Source organism: Streptomyces caelestis, assembly GCF_014205255.1.
In the GTDB taxonomy this organism is placed as follows: Bacteria; Actinomycetota; Actinomycetes; order Streptomycetales; family Streptomycetaceae; genus Streptomyces; species Streptomyces caelestis.
Window position 1 is genome coordinate 1,188,305 of sequence record NZ_JACHNE010000001.1, and the last position, 15,501, is coordinate 1,203,805.

At 71.5% G+C, this 15,501-nt stretch carries 11 protein-coding genes; 7 read left to right on the forward strand and 4 right to left on the reverse strand.

The window, feature by feature from the left end:
• Nucleotides 1-10 precede the first annotated feature (10 nt).
• On the reverse strand, nt 11-1,813 hold the full coding sequence (locus HDA41_RS05225; RefSeq protein ID WP_184981145.1) for an ABC transporter ATP-binding protein: 1,803 nt from the start codon (nt 1,811-1,813) through the stop codon (nt 11-13).
• A 106-nt stretch (nt 1,814-1,919) separates the two neighbouring features.
• Between HDA41_RS05225 and HDA41_RS05230 the strand changes: the two genes are divergently transcribed.
• Complete coding sequence (locus tag HDA41_RS05230; protein WP_184981146.1) at nt 1,920-2,369, forward strand: MarR family winged helix-turn-helix transcriptional regulator; 450 nt, start codon at nt 1,920-1,922, stop codon at nt 2,367-2,369.
• Between the two features lie 139 nt (nt 2,370-2,508).
• Here HDA41_RS05230 and HDA41_RS05235 read toward each other — a convergent pair whose 3' ends face one another.
• Together HDA41_RS05235 and HDA41_RS05240 are read right to left on the reverse strand one after the other, a co-directional pair.
• Nucleotides 2,509-3,924: a cation:dicarboxylate symporter family transporter gene (locus HDA41_RS05235; protein WP_184981148.1), complete on the reverse strand. Its 1,416-nt coding sequence runs from the start codon at nt 3,922-3,924 to the stop codon at nt 2,509-2,511.
• A gap of 176 nt (nt 3,925-4,100) precedes the next feature.
• Nucleotides 4,101-5,711, reverse strand: coding sequence for a peptide-N4-asparagine amidase (locus tag HDA41_RS05240; protein ID WP_184981150.1), 1,611 nt, complete (start codon nt 5,709-5,711; stop codon nt 4,101-4,103).
• A 199-nt stretch (nt 5,712-5,910) separates the two neighbouring features.
• On the opposite strand from HDA41_RS05240, the gene HDA41_RS05245 reads away from it, so the two are divergent.
• The 4 genes from HDA41_RS05245 (at nt 5,911) to HDA41_RS05260 (ending at nt 10,495) form a co-directional block, all read left to right on the forward strand.
• Nucleotides 5,911-7,707: an ABC transporter ATP-binding protein gene (locus HDA41_RS05245; protein ID WP_184981152.1), complete on the forward strand. Its 1,797-nt coding sequence runs from the start codon at nt 5,911-5,913 to the stop codon at nt 7,705-7,707.
• Complete coding sequence (locus HDA41_RS05250) at nt 7,704-9,485, forward strand: ABC transporter ATP-binding protein (RefSeq protein ID WP_184981154.1); 1,782 nt, start codon at nt 7,704-7,706, stop codon at nt 9,483-9,485. Before HDA41_RS05245 ends, HDA41_RS05250 begins: the two co-directional genes overlap by 4 nt.
• A gap of 258 nt (nt 9,486-9,743) precedes the next feature.
• Nucleotides 9,744-10,214, forward strand: coding sequence for a DUF5709 domain-containing protein (locus tag HDA41_RS05255; protein ID WP_059418943.1), 471 nt, complete (start codon nt 9,744-9,746; stop codon nt 10,212-10,214).
• Between the two features lie 35 nt (nt 10,215-10,249).
• Nucleotides 10,250-10,495, forward strand: a complete 246-nt coding sequence (locus HDA41_RS05260) for a type B 50S ribosomal protein L31 (RefSeq protein ID WP_184981156.1) — start codon at nt 10,250-10,252, stop codon at nt 10,493-10,495.
• Between the two features lie 27 nt (nt 10,496-10,522).
• Here HDA41_RS05260 and HDA41_RS05265 read toward each other — a convergent pair whose 3' ends face one another.
• Entirely contained in the window at nt 10,523-11,317 is a 795-nt protein-coding gene (locus HDA41_RS05265; RefSeq protein ID WP_184981158.1) for a metal-dependent hydrolase, read from the reverse strand.
• Nucleotides 11,318-11,462: 145 nt separating this feature from the next.
• Here HDA41_RS05265 and HDA41_RS05270 point away from each other — a divergent pair, with 145 nt between their 5' ends.
• Together HDA41_RS05270 and HDA41_RS05275 are read left to right on the forward strand one after the other, a co-directional pair.
• Nucleotides 11,463-13,976, forward strand: a complete 2,514-nt coding sequence (locus HDA41_RS05270; protein WP_184981160.1) for a DEAD/DEAH box helicase — start codon at nt 11,463-11,465, stop codon at nt 13,974-13,976.
• 19 nt (nt 13,977-13,995) lie between these two features.
• Nucleotides 13,996-14,868: an acyl-CoA thioesterase gene (locus tag HDA41_RS05275; protein ID WP_184981162.1), complete on the forward strand. Its 873-nt coding sequence runs from the start codon at nt 13,996-13,998 to the stop codon at nt 14,866-14,868.
• The last annotated feature ends 633 nt before the right edge of the window (nt 14,869-15,501 follow it).

The following is a 15,501-nucleotide window of genomic DNA, read 5'->3' on the forward strand; positions in this document are numbered from 1 at the left end:
TGGCATATTTTCATCTTGTCGGTTCCAGTTGGGCGTCCCGGCGTACGAGCGCCGCGTACCGGCCGTGCCGCTCCAGCAGTTCCTCGTGCGTACCGAGTTCCACCGCCCGCCCCGAGTCGAGGACCACGATCTGGTCGGCGCCCCGGACGGTGGACAGCCGGTGGGCGATGGTGAGCGTGGTGCGGTCGGCCGACAGCGCGTCGATGGCGTCCTGTACGGCGGCCTCGGTCCGGGTGTCCAGCGCGCTGGTGGCCTCGTCGAGGATGAGGACCGGCGGGTCGCGCAGGATCGTGCGGGCGATGGCCAGTCGCTGCTTCTCACCGCCGGAGAAACGGTGGCCGCGCTCGCCGACGACGGTGTCGTAGCCGTCGGGCAGGGCGGCGATGTGGTCGTGGATCTGCGCGGCCTTCGCCGCCTGGTAGAGCTCCTCGTCGGTGGCGTCGGGCTTGGCGAAGCGCAGGTTGTCGGCGACCGAGGCGTGGAAGAGGTACGTCTCCTGCGAGACGACGCCGACCGCGCGCGCCAGGGTGTCGAAGTCGAGGTCGCGGACGTCGACCCCGTCGAGGGTGACGCGGCCGCCCGTCACGTCGTAGAGGCGGGGCACCAGGTAGCCGAGCGTGGACTTGCCGGCGCCGGTGGGGCCGACGATCGCGAGGCTGCCGCCGGCCGGGACGGTGAGGTCGATGCCGTCGAGGACCGGGCCGCCCTTGTCGTCGTAACCGAAGGAGACGTTCTCGAAGCGGACCTCGCCCTTGACCCGGTCGAGGCGGACCGGATCGGGGCGCTCGCTGATGTCGATCGGCAGGTCGAGGTACTCGAAGATGCGCTGGAAGAGGGCGAGCGAGGTCTGGATCTGCACTCCGGTCGACAGCAGGCTCACGGCCGGGCGGAACAGGCCCTGCTGGAGCGAGACGAAGGCGACGATGGTGCCGATGGAGACCTGGGGGCCGCCCAGCTGGAAGGCCATGCCGGCGGTCCAGTAGATGACGGCGGGCAGGGCGGCCATGACGATCGTGATGACGGCCATGCGCCACCGGCCCGCCATGTTCGACCGCACCTCCAGGTCGACGAGTTCCTCGGACTCCGCGGCGAAGGACTTCGTCAGCGAGTCGGAGCGGCCCATCGTGCGGCCGAGCAGGATGCCGCTGACGGAGAGCGACTCGGTGACCGTCGCGGCCATGGCGGCCATCTGCTTCTGGCGCTGGGTGGTGATCTTCCGGCGTTCGTTGCCGACGCGACGGCTGATCCACACGAACACCGGCAGCAACAGCAGCGAGACGACGGTCAGGCGCCAGTCGAGGACGACCATCGCGACGATCGTGGCGATCACGCTGGTGAGGTTGGAGACCAACGACGTCGCGGTGGAGGTGACGGTGGCCTGCATGCCGCCGATGTCATTGGCGATGCGGGACTGCACCTCGCCCGTGCGCGTGCGTGTGAAGAACGCGAGGGACATGCGCTGGAGCCGGCCGTAGACGGCGGTGCGCAGGTCGTGCATGACGCGCTGGCCGACCGTCGTGGAGATCAGCGTCTGGAGGACGCCGAAGACGCTGGTGAGGACGGCGCTGAGGATCATGCCGAGGGCGAGCAGGCTGAGCAGGCCCGTGCGCCCCTGGGGGATCGCGACGTCGAGGATCTCCTTCAACAGGAAGGGCGTGGCGACCGAGACCAGCGACGCGGCGCCGACCAGCAGGCCGACGATCGCGAGGCGGCCCCGGTAGGGGCGGAAGAGCCCGAGGATGCGGCGCACCTGCCGGGGCTGTTCCTTCGAGTCGGCGGGCGCGGTCCAGGGGGCTTCGTGGTCGGGGTGCATGGGCTCCTTCGGGAGAGCGATACGGCCGGGGGCGCGGGCGGCGGATCGGATCGTAGCTCATTGTTACCTATACTCACAATGAACATCATCCTGATATTGTTCCCGCATGACCTCCCCCGACTCCGACGGCCTGCTCGCCGAGCAGTTGCTGCGGCTCACCCGCCGGGTGCACCGCATCCAGAAGCGCCATCTGGAGCATCGCGACCTCGGCATCACACCGGCCCAGTCCAGGCTGCTGCGCACCCTCGCGCACTGGGGGTCGCCGCCGCGCATGGCCGACCTGGCCGAGCGCCTTGAGGTGGTACCCCGGGCGGTGACCACGCTGGTCGACGGGCTGGAGGCGAGCGGCAAGGTGCGGCGGGTCCCGGACCCGGCGAACCGGCGGGTGATCCGCATCGAGCTCACGGACGACGGCCGGGGCGCGCTGCGCGAGCTGCGGGCGGCGCGCAGGTCGGCCGCGGAGGAGATCCTCGCGCCGCTGACGGAGGAACAGCGCGAGTCGCTCGGGGGGTTGCTGAACACGCTGATCGACGGAGCGCCGGTGCGGCGGTGCTGAGGGACTGAAGCGCACCGAGGACCTGGAGCGCGCTGGGGACCTGACCGCGCACTCACGGTCGGGCGTGCGAAACGGGCCGTGGCCGCCGCTCTCCTGCTGGAGCGGTGGCCGCGGCCGGTTCGGTGTCGGTCGGTTTCGGTCAACCGACCTCGGGAGTGGGTTCCTTGGGCTTCTGGGTGGGGATTCCCGGCGCCGGGGTCACCGCCACGGGGACCTCGACGTCACCCTCGCCGCCGCCGTCCTGCTCGTCATCCGGTGCGGCCGTCTCCTCCCCGTCGAGCGTCTTCTTGGCCCGCTCGATGTCCAGCGCACCCTCCCAGCGGGACACCGCGAACACGGCGACGCAGTTGCCGAGCAGGTTCGTGACGACGCGCATCGAGTCCATGATGCGGTCCACGCCGAGCAGCAGGGCGACGGCTCCCGCCGGGATGGCACCCAGGGACGAGGCCGTCGCGGACAGGGCGAGGAACGCCGAACCGGGGATGCCCGCCATGCCCTTGCTGGTCAGCATGAGCACCAGGACCACGGTGATCTGCTGGCCCAGGCTCAGTTCCACGCCCACGGCCTGGGCGATGAACAGCGTGCCGATGGACAGGTAGAGCGAGGCGCCGTCGAGGTTGAAGGAGTAGCCCGTGGGCAGTACCAGACCCACCGCGTCGTCGCGGGCACCGGCCCGGCGCAGCTTCTGCATCACGCGCGGCATGACCGACTCGGTGGACGCGGTGCCGAGCGCGAGCAGCATCTCCTCGCGGATGTAGCGCAGGAACTTCCAGAGGCTGAGCCCGGTCACCATCCGCAGGGCGAGGGCGAGCAGCACGACGAACAGCGCGGCCGCCACGTAGCAGAGGACGATGAGCTTGGCGTACGTCTTCATCACACCCAGCCCGTAGTTGCCGACCAGGTGGGCCATCGCGCCGAACACCGCGATCGGGGCCAGCCGCATGATGAAGCCGACGACCGTGAAGATCACTTCCTGGGCCTGGTCGATGGCGGGCAGGATCTTCGGCACCTTGGTGTGCCCGAGGTGCAGCAGGGCGGCGCCCACGAGGCAGGCCAGGATGAGGACTTGGAGCAGTTCGTTCTCGGCGAAGGCGCCGACGAAGCTCTCGGGCAGCGCGTTGAGGACGAACTCGGTCGTCGAGGGCAGCTGACCACCGCCCGTCGACTGGTCCACCGCGGCGGCGTTCAGCGAGGACGGGTCGACGTTCATGCCCTTGCCGGGTCCGACGACGTTGGCGGCAACGAGACCGATGACCAGGGCGGCGGTGGAGGCGACCTCGAACCAGATGAGGGCCTTGACCCCGATCCGGCCGAACGCCTTGAGGTCACCGGCCTTGGCGATGCCGACGACGACCACGCAGAACACCAGGGGCGAGATCACCGTCTTGATGAGCCGGGTGAAACCGTCACCGAGCGGCTGGAAAGCTGTGGCCGTATCCGGCCACAGCTTCCCTACGACGATTCCGAGGACGAGCGCGCAGAGGACCTGCGCGAAGAGTGAGGTACGCAAGGTGCGTGCGACGCGCCGCGGCAGGGACGGTACGGACGGTGGCACGAGGCCTCCTAGGGGGACGGGGCACACAGAGGCCGGAGGGGACTTCTGCGATACGGAAAGCAGCTTCCGTAGCCCGTACACTGTGGAGGCCGTCTTGATCGCGCACAAGACCGCAACGTTTCGGCCATGTAAAAGCGCGCTAAGTGACAGACGTCACGGGGGCCACACCTGCCTCCTCAGCAACGGTGGCGGTCCCCGGTGAGCACCCCCTGCGTGGTGGTCAGCGTGCGGTCGTAGCAGCCGGTGTGCGAGCCGTGGAGCCGGTAGCGCTCGCTCGTCGTGCCGACCGCGTGCCGCTGGTCGCGGGGCACGTTCGCGGTGTACGTGGCGTCGCCCGTATAGGAGTCGTCGAGCCGTGACCACGCCGTACGACGGCCGCCGCGCGTCTCGACGGCCGTGGCGCGGTCGCCGAGGGTCAGCACGGTGCGCAGCCGGTCACCCGCGCCGAGGGTGGTCGTGCCGTCCATCGTGTAGGTCCGGTGCGTGCGCGCGGTGCGGGCCGGTCCGCGTCCGTCGACGGTCACCGACTCGTCGTCGCTCCAGGTGGCATCGAGGGCGTCGGTCGTCTCGCCGTCCACCCAGCGATGCTCGGAGGTGTTGGCCAGCGAACGGGCGACGGTGGTCGTGACGCGGCCGTGCGAGGTGTCGACGTATCCGGCGACGGTCAGCCGGTGGCCGCCCTCGGTGCCGACCCGGTGCTCCGAACCGGGCGTATACGACGAGGAGTTGGTGAGGTCGCCCGCCTTGTGCACGGTGAGCTTCCCGGGAACGTGGGCGCGCTGCTCGTCCTGCCAGACGAGGACGTTCACGGGGGTGCTCCAGCCGGTCTGCCCCTCGGGTACGCCGACGACCGAGATCTCGACGCGGTGCGGGCGGCCGTCGTTGAGGAGCCCGGCGAAGGGGGTGAGGTCGTAGGTGATCGGCTTGATGTCGAAGGCGCGCGGGCCCGGGATGACGTACCAGAGGAAGGGGTTGGACCAGCCGCCTGTCCACACGGTGGGGAACGGTGCGGCGATGCCCGCGAGCCGGCCGTCCACGCGGATCTGGACCTCGCGGTAGGGGCCTTGGCCTGCCTTGCAGGAGTACGGCGCCGGGTCGGGGACCGTCAGGTACCAGTACTCCTCGCAGCCGCCGCCGGAGCCGGTGGCGTACACCTCGGCGACGACGCGTTCGCTGTTGCGCGGGGTCGTGAGGGTGGTCGCGCCGTCGGTCCCCTGGTCGAGGGTGAGGACCCGGTCGGGGGTCTTCCCGTCGGGGCGGCCCTGGTGGAAGGTCAGCGTGACCTTGACGTCGAGGACGCCCGTGTAGGTGTCGTCGACGACGTTCCCGACGAGCATCTCGACGTCCTGGCGGCTGCGGAAGGTGTCGCTGTAGCGGGTGACGTCCTTCTCCACCGACCACGCGATGCCGTCGGGTGAGGGCTGCGGTGTCGACGTACGGAAGATCTCGACCCCGCCGACGTGCAGGTAGCCGAGCCGGTCGTACTGGCGCCCCTTGACCTTGCCGTCGAGCCGCAGCACCACCTTGCTCCAGCGGTCGCCGCAATCGCCGGGTGGCGTGTACGTGCCCCGGTACGGGGTGAAGTCGCGGAACTGCGCCTGGGCGACGGTGACTTCACATGATCCGCCGCCGGGCTTCGTGACAGGCGGGGCGGCCGTGACCGGGTCGTGCCAGTCAGTGCCGAACTCGGCGGGGACGTCGGCCGCACGGGCGGGACCGGCTCCGAGGAGGGTGCTCGCCAGGAGGGCCGCCCCGGCAAGCATGGACATGACGATCCGTCTCTTCATGGGCGGTGTTCTACGGGGAGTCCGCCGCCTGCGCAATGAGCACCTGCCCGCCGGAGCGCTCTGTTCCCACCCCTGTCGGCCGGTTCCGTTCGGTGGGTCGAAAACCGGTTGCCTCCGACCACCCGGCGACGCGAACCTGGCACGGTTTGCTGCCGTCGGCCGAACTCCCATCCCCCCTGACACGAGCCACTGGGACGTCATGCACATTCAAGACCTTCCCTACCCCGACCCGGGCGTGCCGGATACGCGTTCGGGTCCCCGATTCCTGTGGTGGCTCTTCCGCAATCAGCTGGGCGGGCAGCTCAAGTCGCTGGCCTGGGGGCTGCTGCACTTCGCCTCCGTCGCCGCGCTGCCGTTCTGCGTCGGTGTCGCCGTACAGGCCGTCGTCGACCGCTCCGGAGGGCAACTCGCCCTGGCGGGTGGCCTGCTGGCGCTGGCCTGCGTCGGCAACGCGGTCGGCGGCACCTTCCTGCACCGCACCGCCATCACCAACTGGATCACGGCGGCCGCCCGCGTCCAGCAGCTGCTCGCCCGCAAGGCCGCCCAGTTGGGCTCGGCGCTGACCCGGCGCGTCGCGGCCGGTGAGGTCGTGGCGGTGTCCACGGGTGACGTGGAGAAGATCGGCTGGTTCGTGGAGGCCTGGTCGCGGTTCACCGCGGCTCTGGTCACCATCGTGCTGGTCTGTGCCGCTCTGCTCGTCTACCAGCCCGCGCTCGGTGTCGTCGTCGCCGTGGGTCTGCCCGTGATGGCGCTCGCCGTGCTGCCCCTGCTGCCCCGCGCCACCCGGCGGGCCGACGTACAGCGCGAGAAGGCCGGCCGCGCCACCGAACTCGCCTCGGACACCGTCGCCGGTCTGCGCGTACTGCGCGGCATCGGCGGTGAGGAACTCTTCCTCGACCGCTACCGCCGCGCCTCCCAGGAGGTCCGGCACGCGGCGGTGCGCAGCGCCCGGATGTGGTCCCTGATCTCCGCGATCCAGGCCCTGCTGCCGGGACTGCTGCTCATCGCCGTGGTCTGGTACGGCGTGCACCTGGCGCGCCAGGGCCGGATCAGCGTCGGCGAACTGGTCACCGTCTACAGCTCGGTGATGGTCCTCACCTATCCGCTGCGGCACTTCGAGGAGATCGCCATGGCGTACTCCTTCTCCCGGCCGTCCGCCAAACGGGCCGCGGGCGTGCTGGCGCTGGAGCGGGCCACGGACACCGCCGGGTCGCGCGGGGCCGACCTCCCCTCCGGGGACCTGTACGACCCGGACACCGGGCTGCTCGCGAACGCCGGCCTGTTCACCGCCGTGGTGTGCGGCGACCCGGACGCGGCGGGCCGGCTGGCGGAACGGCTGGGCGGACACCCGCCGCAGGAGGGCACCTCGGTGCTGCTGGGCGGCGTGCCGCTCGACGAACTCCCGCTGGACTGCGCCCGTACGGCCGTCCTCGTCCAGGACAAGGACCCGGTGCTGCTGTCCGGCTCGCTGCGCGAACTGCTCGACGTACCCGCGTCGGGCGCGGTCGCACCGCGGGCGGCGCTGGCCGCCGCGCAGTGCGACGACGTGCTGGCGGCGCTGGTGCAGGGCTCGGTGGACGCCGCCGACCCCATGGACGCCTGGATCACCGAACGGGGCCGGTCCCTGTCCGGCGGCCAGCGCCAGCGGCTCGCGCTCGCCCGGTCGCTGATCACGGACCCGGAGGTGCTCGTCCTGGACGAGCCGACCTCGGCCGTCGACTCGCACACCGAGGCGCGGATCGCGCAGGGCGTGCGGGAGCTGCGCGCGGGGCGCACGACCGTGGTGTTCACCTCCTCGCCGCTGCTGCTGGACCGCGCCGACCGGGTCGTGTTCCTGCACGAGGGCGAGGTCGCGGCGACCGGCACCCACCGCGAACTGGTGCACACCGACCTCCGCTACCGGGCGGTCGTCACGCGCGAGACGGAAGACGAGGCCGCACTGAACGGCGCGGTCGTCCTGACGGACGCACTGGAAGAGATCGAGGAGAAGGCATGATCGGCGTGGCGCCACCGGCGTACGACCCGGCGGCCCCGACGACGGCGAACACCCTGCCGGTCGGTGCCCCCGCGACCGTCCGCGCCTATGTGGCCGAACTACTGCGCCGGCACCGCCGGGCGTTCCTGCTGCTCGTCGCCGTCAACACGGTCGCCGTCGTCGCCTCGATGGCCGGTCCGTGGCTGCTGGGCGGAGTCGTGGAGCGGGTGTCCGACGGGGCTCGGGACCTGCGGCTGGAGCTCACGGCGGGGCTGTTCGTGACGGCACTGGTCGTCCAGGCCTTGTTCGTCCGCCAGGTGCGGCTGCGTGGCGCGATGCTCGGCGAGCGGATGCTGGCCGACCTGCGCGAGGACTTCCTCGTACGGTCGGTCGGGCTGCCGCCCGGCGTGCTGGAGCGGGCCGGGACCGGCGATCTGCTGTCGCGGATCACCACGGACATCGACCGGCTGGCCAACGCCATGCGCGAGGCCGTGCCGCAGCTGTCGATCGGCGTGGTGTGGGTGGTGCTGCTGATGGGCGGGCTGGTCGTCACGGCGCCGCCGCTGGCGCTCGCCGTGCTGCTCGCCCTGCCGCTGCTGATCGTCGGCTGCCGCTGGTACTTCCGGCGGGCACCGGCCGCCTACCGTTCGGAGGCCGCCGGGTACGCCGCCGTGGCCGCCGCGCTCGCCGAGACCGTGGACGCCGGGCGCACTGTCGAGGCGCACCGCCTCGGCGACCGGCGCGTCACGCTGTCGGAGCGCCGGATCCGGGAGTGGACGGCCTGGGAGCGCTACACGTTGTGGCTGCGGTCGGTGCTCTTCCCGGTCGTCAACGTCACCCACGTGACCGTGCTCGCCTCGGTCCTGCTGGTCGGCGGCGTGTTCGCCCTGCGCGGCTGGATCGACGTCGGCCAGCTCACGACGGGCGCGCTGATCGCCCAGATGCTCGTCGACCCGGTGGGGATGATCCTTCGCTGGTACGACGAGCTCCAGGTGGCCCAGGTGTCGCTGGCCCGGCTCGTCGGGGTCCGGGACATCGAGCCGGACGCCGGCGACCCCTCCGTGCTTCCCGACGGACGCCATGTGCACGCCGACCGGGTGCACTTCGGCTACGTGGAGGGCGTGGACGTCCTGCGCAAGGTGTCCCTGGAGGTCTCCCCCGGCACCCGGCTGGCCCTGGTCGGCCCCTCGGGTGCGGGCAAGTCGACGCTGGGCCGGCTGCTCGCCGGGATCTACGCGCCCCGGGACGGCCGGATCACCCTGGGCAGCGCCGAGCTGTCCCGGATGCCGGCGGAACGCGTCCGCGCCCACGTCGCCCTCGTCAACCAGGAGCACCACGTCTTCGTGGGCTCCCTGCGCGACAACCTCCGGCTCGCCCGGACCGGCGCCGGTGACGCCGAGCTGTGGGCGGCGCTGGGCGCGGTCGACGCGGACGGCTGGGCCCGGGCGCTCGACGACGGCCTGGACACCGAGGTCGGCTCGGGCGGTCTGACGCTCACCCCGGCCCAGGCCCAGCAGATCGCCCTGGCGCGCCTGGTGCTGGCGGACCCGCACACCCTGGTCCTGGACGAGGCGACGTCCCTGCTCGACCCGCGCGCCGCCCGCCACCTGGAACGATCCCTGGCCAAGGTCCTCGACGGCCGCACCGTCGTCGCCATCGCCCACCGCCTCCACACGGCCCACGACGCGGACGTCATCGCCGTCGTCGAGAACGGCCGCATCAGCGAACTGGGCAGCCATGAGGAACTGGTGGCGGCGGACGGGGCGTATGCGGCGTTGTGGAGGTCGTGGCACGGGTGACAAGCGGGGCCGGACCGGCCCGGCCCCGCTTCGTCCGGCCCCGGTCGGCCCCGCCTCCCGGTCGGTAGCCGCCGTAGGCGTTCCGTGGCGTTGCGCGGTCCCGAAGCGGGGTGGAAGGCTGGAGTCAGGCACCGGCTCGGGGGATCGCCCGGGAACCGCGGCAGCGGTCCGGCGGCGGGCGGCGTCAGTGCTCCGTGTGGCGGCGGCCCGGCGCGGGCCCCGGTGTGAACGGGCCCGCCCCACCCCCTGGAGGTACCCGTGAAGAGCTCCGACGGCTGGGGAGACGACGTCTACCAGCCGGAACCATCCGAGCAGAGAGAGGACACGGGGCTGCTCGACGCCGAGGACACTCTGGAGTACGACGGCGTCGACGATCCCCTCGACCGCGGCTGGTCCCCTCCCGAGCGGCCCTGGGCCGTGGAGCACACCGGCGTCACGGCGGCGGAGCGGCTGCGGGGCGAGACGCTGGACCAGCGGCTCGCCGAGGAGCTGCCGGAGCCCGTCGCCCCGGACGGTGACGGTCTCGGGGACTGCCAGGGCACCGACGGGGAACTCCTGGACAACGAGGTCGGCGCCGCCCGCTCCGGCCGGCTCGTGGCCCCCGACGAGGGCGCGCACGAGGACGAGGAGAGCGCGCTGGTCGCCATGGACGTGGGCATCGACGGTGCGGCGGCGTCGGCCGAGGAGGCAGCCGTGCACATCGTCGACGAGGACGTCCTGCCCGGCTGATCGCGGAACCGACCCGAGCGGCACGAGGAGCATCCATGCAGCAGGAGAAGCACCCCGGCTACCGTCCCGTCGTCTTCCGCGACCGGGCCGCCGGTTACGCGTTCCTGACCCGGTCCACCGCGACCAGCGACCAGACCATCGAGTGGGACGACGGCGAGACCTACCCGGTCGTGGACGTGGAGATCTCCTCGGAGAGCCACCCCTTCTACACGGGCAAGGCCCGCACGGTGGACTCGGAGGGCCGGGTCGCCGCGTTCGAGCGCCGGTACGGCGGCCGCTGAGCCCTGTCCTCCGGCTCGGCCGGCGATTCAGATGACGTTGAGCGCGGCCGCGCAGCCCACCCCGCCGAGCAGCATGAACACCGGCATCAGCACCTTGAGCTCGACCCAGCTGCCCGCCCGGAACCGCATGAACTTCGGCGGACCGACCGGGTACCAGCGCTTGCGTCCTACGGGGATGGGCCACAGGACCGGGCAGCCGGAGACGGTCAGCGCGTCCCCGATGTCGTGCACGATCGCGCCGAGCACGACCGGCAGCCCCAGCCACAGGTACTCCTGGCCCGGCGCCGTGAACAACCAGTCCGCGCCGTTGCCGGGCTTGTCCAGGACGCCCGCGAGGATCCAGGCGCTGGCCGCGGCCAGCAGCCACACCAGCACTTCGCTGCTGGAGCCGCGCGTCGCCCGCCACAGCAGGCCCTCGATGGCCAGGACCATGTGCACGAAGAGGATCGCCAGCACTCCCCAGCGGTCACTGGTGATCGCCACGACCGAGGTTCCCGCACCGATCATGACCGCCCACAGCCAGGTGTGCGTGAGCGTCCGGTGCCCGCCGGAGCGACGCGGGTCGCCCTGCTTCTTGGTGGCCTTGTAGACGGCGTACGACAGCTTGTCGACGATCTCGCACAGCCAGCGCGACACCGGTCCGAAGGACCGGGAGATGGTGGCCGCCTTGTGGTCGAGGTCCGGGGCGAGCGCGGCACCGGCGCAGACCAGGGCACCGACGAGGAGGACCGGCCAGGGCATCGGGTGCCCGGCCGCCGCGGCCGCCGCACCGGCGCCGAGCCAGGCGGCGGCGCCCGACAGTGAGTGTGCTGGTCCCATCATCGGCGTTGCCCGCCCCATTCCTCGTGTACCGCTGTCCAGTTGACCGGCGCCCTGAGATCCCGTCGGCGACACAGCGTAGCGTTCGCGATCTTCGTGCCCGCAGCCGATTCCCGCATCGGGCAGGAGGCCAGGCAAGATGGGGGGCGTGACCCTCATCGATCAGCTGCCGCCGACCGCCGACCCCGACGCCCTGTACGAAGCCTTCGAGTCGTGGGCCGGTGAGCGGGGTCTCACGCTCTATCCCCACCAGGAGGAGGCGCTGATCGAGGTGGTCTCCGGCGCGAACGTGATCGTGTCGACGCCCACCGGGTCCGGCAAGAGCATGATCGCGGCGGGCGCGCACTTCGCCGCCCTGGCTCGCGACGAGGTCACCTTCTACACCGCCCCCATCAAGGCGCTGGTGTCGGAGAAGTTCTTCGAACTGTGCAAGATCTTCGGCACGGAGAACGTCGGCATGCTGACCGGCGACGCGTCCGTCAACTCCGACGCCCCCGTGATCTGCTGCACCGCCGAGGTGCTCGCGTCGATCGCGCTGCGCGACGGCAAGCAGGCGGACGTCGGCCAGGTCGTGATGGACGAGTTCCACTTCTACGCGGAGGGCGACCGCGGCTGGGCCTGGCAGATCCCGATCCTGGAGCTGCCGCAGGCGCAGTTCGTGCTGATGTCGGCGACGCTGGGCGACGTCTCCTTCTTCGAGAAGGACCTCACCCGCCGCACCGGCCGCCCGACGGCGGTGGTCCGCTCGGCGACCCGTCCGGTGCCCCTGTCGTACGAGTACCGCTACACCCCGCTCACGGAGACGCTCACCGACCTGCTGGCAGCCCGGCAGGCACCCGTCTACATCGTGCACTTCACGCAGGCGCAGGCCGTGGAGCGGGCGCAGGCGCTGATGAGCATCAACATGTGCTCGCGCGAGGAGAAGGAGCAGATCGCCGACCTGATCGGCAACTTCCGCTTCACCACCAAGTTCGGCCGCAACCTCTCCCGTTACGTCCGGCACGGCATCGGCGTCCATCACGCCGGCATGCTGCCCAAGTACCGCCGCCTGGTGGAGAAGCTCGCTCAGGCCGGCCTGCTGAAGGTCATCTGCGGCACGGACACCCTCGGCGTGGGCGTCAACGTCCCCATCCGCACGGTGCTGTTCACGGCCCTCACCAAGTACGACGGCACGCGCGTCCGCACGCTGCGCGCCCGGGAGTTCCACCAGATCGCGGGGCGTGCCGGGCGGGCCGGTTACGACACGGAGGGCTTCGTCGTCGCGCAGGCGCCCGAGCACGTCGTCGAGAACGAGAAGGCCCTCGCCAAGGCGGGCGACGATCCGAAGAAGCGCCGCAAGGTCGTCCGCAAGAAGGCCCCGGAGGGCTTCGTCGCGTGGTCGGAGCAGACCTTCGAGAAGCTCATCACGTCCGAACCGGAGCCGCTGACCTCCCGGTTCCGGGTGACGCACACGATGCTGCTGTCGGTGATCGCCCGCCCCGGCAACGCCTTCGAGGCGATGCGCCACCTGCTGGAGGACAACCACGAGCCGCGCAAGCAGCAGTTGCGGCACATCCGCCGGGCCATCGCGATCTACCGCTCGCTGCTGGACGGCGGCATCGTCGAGAAGCTCGACGAGCCGGACGCGAGCGGCCGCGGCGTCCGCCTCACCGTCGACCTCCAGCAGGACTTCGCGCTCAACCAGCCGCTGTCCACGTTCGCGCTGGCCGCGTTCGAGCTGCTGGACCCCGAATCGCCGTCGTACGCGCTCGACATGGTGTCCGTGGTCGAGTCCACCCTGGACGACCCGCGGCAGATCCTCGCCGCTCAGCAGAACAAGGCGCGCGGCGAGGCCGTGGCCGCGATGAAGGCGGACGGCGTCGAGTACGAGGAGCGCATGGAGCGTCTCCAGGACATCACGTACCCGAAGCCGCTGGAGGAACTGCTCTTCCACGCGTACGACACGTACCGCAAGAGCCACCCCTGGGTCGGCGACCATCCGCTGTCGCCGAAGTCGGTCATCCGTGACATGTACGAACGGGCGCTGACTTTCACGGAGTTGGTGTCCCACTACGAGCTGGCGCGCACCGAGGGCATCGTGCTGCGCTACCTCGCCAGCGCCTACAAGGCCCTCGACCACACCGTCCCGGACGACCTCAAGTCCGAGGACCTCCAGGACCTGATCGAGTGGCTGGGCGAGATGGTGCGCCAGGTCGACTCCAGCCTGCTGGACGAGTGGGAGCAGCTTGCCAACCCGGAGGAGATGACCGCCGAGGAGGCCCAGGAGAAGGCCGACGAGGTCAAGCCGGTCACAGCCAACGCGCGTGCCTTCCGCGTCCTGGTCCGCAACGCCATGTTCCGCCGGGTCGAGCTGGCCGCCCTCGACCAGGTCGGGGAACTGGGCGAGATGGACGCGGAGTCCGGCTGGGACGCCGACGCCTGGGGCGAGGCGATGGACAAGTACTGGGAGGAGTACGACGACCTCGGCACCGGCCCCGACGCCCGCGGCCCGAAGCTGCTGCTCATCGAGGAGGAGCCGGAGAACGCCCTGTGGCGGGTCCGGCAGATCTTCCACGACCCGAACGGCGACCACGACTGGGGCATCAGCGCGGAGGTCGACCTCACCGCCTCGGACGCGGAGGGCCGCGCGATCGTCCGCGTCACCGACGTCGGCCAGCTCTGAGCACAGGAGAAACGCACCGATGACGACGAATCCGGCCGAGAGGCTCGTCGACCTGCTCGACCTGGAGCAGATCGAGGTCAACATCTTCCGTGGCCGCAGCCCGCAGGAGTCCCTCCAGCGGGTCTTCGGCGGGCAGGTGGCGGGCCAGGCCCTGGTCGCCGCCGGCCGCACCACGGACGGCGACCGTCCCGTGCACTCGCTGCACGCGTACTTCCTGCGCCCGGGCATCCCGGGAGTGCCGATCGTCTACCAGGTCGAGCGGGTGCGCGACGGGCGGTCGTTCACGACCCGCCGGGTCACGGCCGTGCAGCAGGGCCGTACGATCTTCAATCTCACCGCCTCCTTCCACAAGCCGGAGGACGGCAGCTTCGAGCACCAGTTGCCGCCGGCCCGCAAGGTCCCGGACCCGGAGTCCCTGCCGACCGTCACGGACGAGATCCGGGAGCATCTGGGCGCGCTGCCCGAGCAACTGGAGCGGATGGCCCGCCGCCAGCCCTTCGACATCCGGTATGTGGACCGGCTGCGCTGGACCACGGAGGAGGTCGCGGACGCCGAGCCGCGCAGCGCCGTGTGGATGCGCGCGGTCGGGCCGCTCGGCGACGACCCGCTCGTACACACCTGCGCCCTCACCTACGCCAGCGACATGACCCTCCTGGACGCCGTCCGCATCCCGGTCGAGCCGCTGTGGGGCCCGCGGGGCTTCGACATGGCGTCACTGGACCACGCCATGTGGTTCCACCGCCCGTTCCGGGCCGACGACTGGCTGCTGTACGACCAGGAGTCGCCGATCGCGGTCGGCGGCCGCGGTCTGGCCCGGGGCCGGATCTACGACCGTGAGGGCCGGCTGGTCGTGTCGGTCGTGCAGGAGGGGCTGTTCCGCAAGCTGGACTGACCTGGCCCTTCGCCGATCGATGCCCGCGCCTTTCGGGTCTCGATCGCGCCCGTGACCGGATCCGGCGACCATGGCAGGAGGAGGCACTGCCGGCGTCACACGCCCGCCGATCCGGGAGGTGGCCACGCTGCCCACCGTGCTCGCCGTCGTCCTCGCGGTCTGCGCGGCCCTCGGCAACGCCGTCGCGACGGCGTTGCAGCGCAAGGCGGCGCTCACCGTGCCGCGCTCCCAAGGGCTGAGGGCCGGGCTGATCGCCGACATGCGGCGCCGGCCCGTCTGGATCGCCGACATCCTCGCGGCGCCTGGCAGACGGCGGCGCCGATCTACCCGCCGCGTGGGGGCTGCGCGGACTGACCAAGGCCGCCGCGCTGGAACTCGCGCCCGACCGGGTCCGGGTCTGCTCCGTGCATCCTGGCGCGATCCGTCCATCCTGGCGCGATCCGTACGGTGGCGCCCCCGCCGGCCCGGCGGCCGTCCTGGCTTCCGGCGACTGATCGGTCCGGTTTGGCAGGCATCCCGGCTTCCGGTGGCGGGCCGGTCCGGTCCGCCACCCTCCTGGCCCGGGCGACTGACCGGGCCCGTCCTGCCCGCCAGCCCTCCTGATCCCAGGCGACTGACCGGTCCCGTCGGCCC

Excerpts from the sequence above, each read along its gene's own strand:
- HDA41_RS05225 (WP_184981145.1), bottom strand. The coding sequence starts at position 1,813 with ATGCACCCCGACCACGAAGCCCCCTGGACCGCGCCCGCCGACTCGAAG.
- HDA41_RS05230 (WP_184981146.1), top strand. The coding sequence starts at position 1,920 with ATGACCTCCCCCGACTCCGACGGCCTGCTCGCCGAGCAGTTGCTGCGG.
- HDA41_RS05240 (WP_184981150.1), bottom strand. The coding sequence starts at position 5,711 with ATGAAGAGACGGATCGTCATGTCCATGCTTGCCGGGGCGGCCCTCCTG.
- HDA41_RS05245 (WP_184981152.1), top strand. The coding sequence starts at position 5,911 with ATGCACATTCAAGACCTTCCCTACCCCGACCCGGGCGTGCCGGATACG.
- HDA41_RS05250 (WP_184981154.1), top strand. The coding sequence starts at position 7,704 with ATGATCGGCGTGGCGCCACCGGCGTACGACCCGGCGGCCCCGACGACG.
- HDA41_RS05260 (WP_184981156.1), top strand. The coding sequence starts at position 10,250 with ATGCAGCAGGAGAAGCACCCCGGCTACCGTCCCGTCGTCTTCCGCGAC.
- HDA41_RS05265 (WP_184981158.1), bottom strand. The coding sequence starts at position 11,317 with ATGATGGGACCAGCACACTCACTGTCGGGCGCCGCCGCCTGGCTCGGC.
- HDA41_RS05275 (WP_184981162.1), top strand. The coding sequence starts at position 13,996 with ATGACGACGAATCCGGCCGAGAGGCTCGTCGACCTGCTCGACCTGGAG.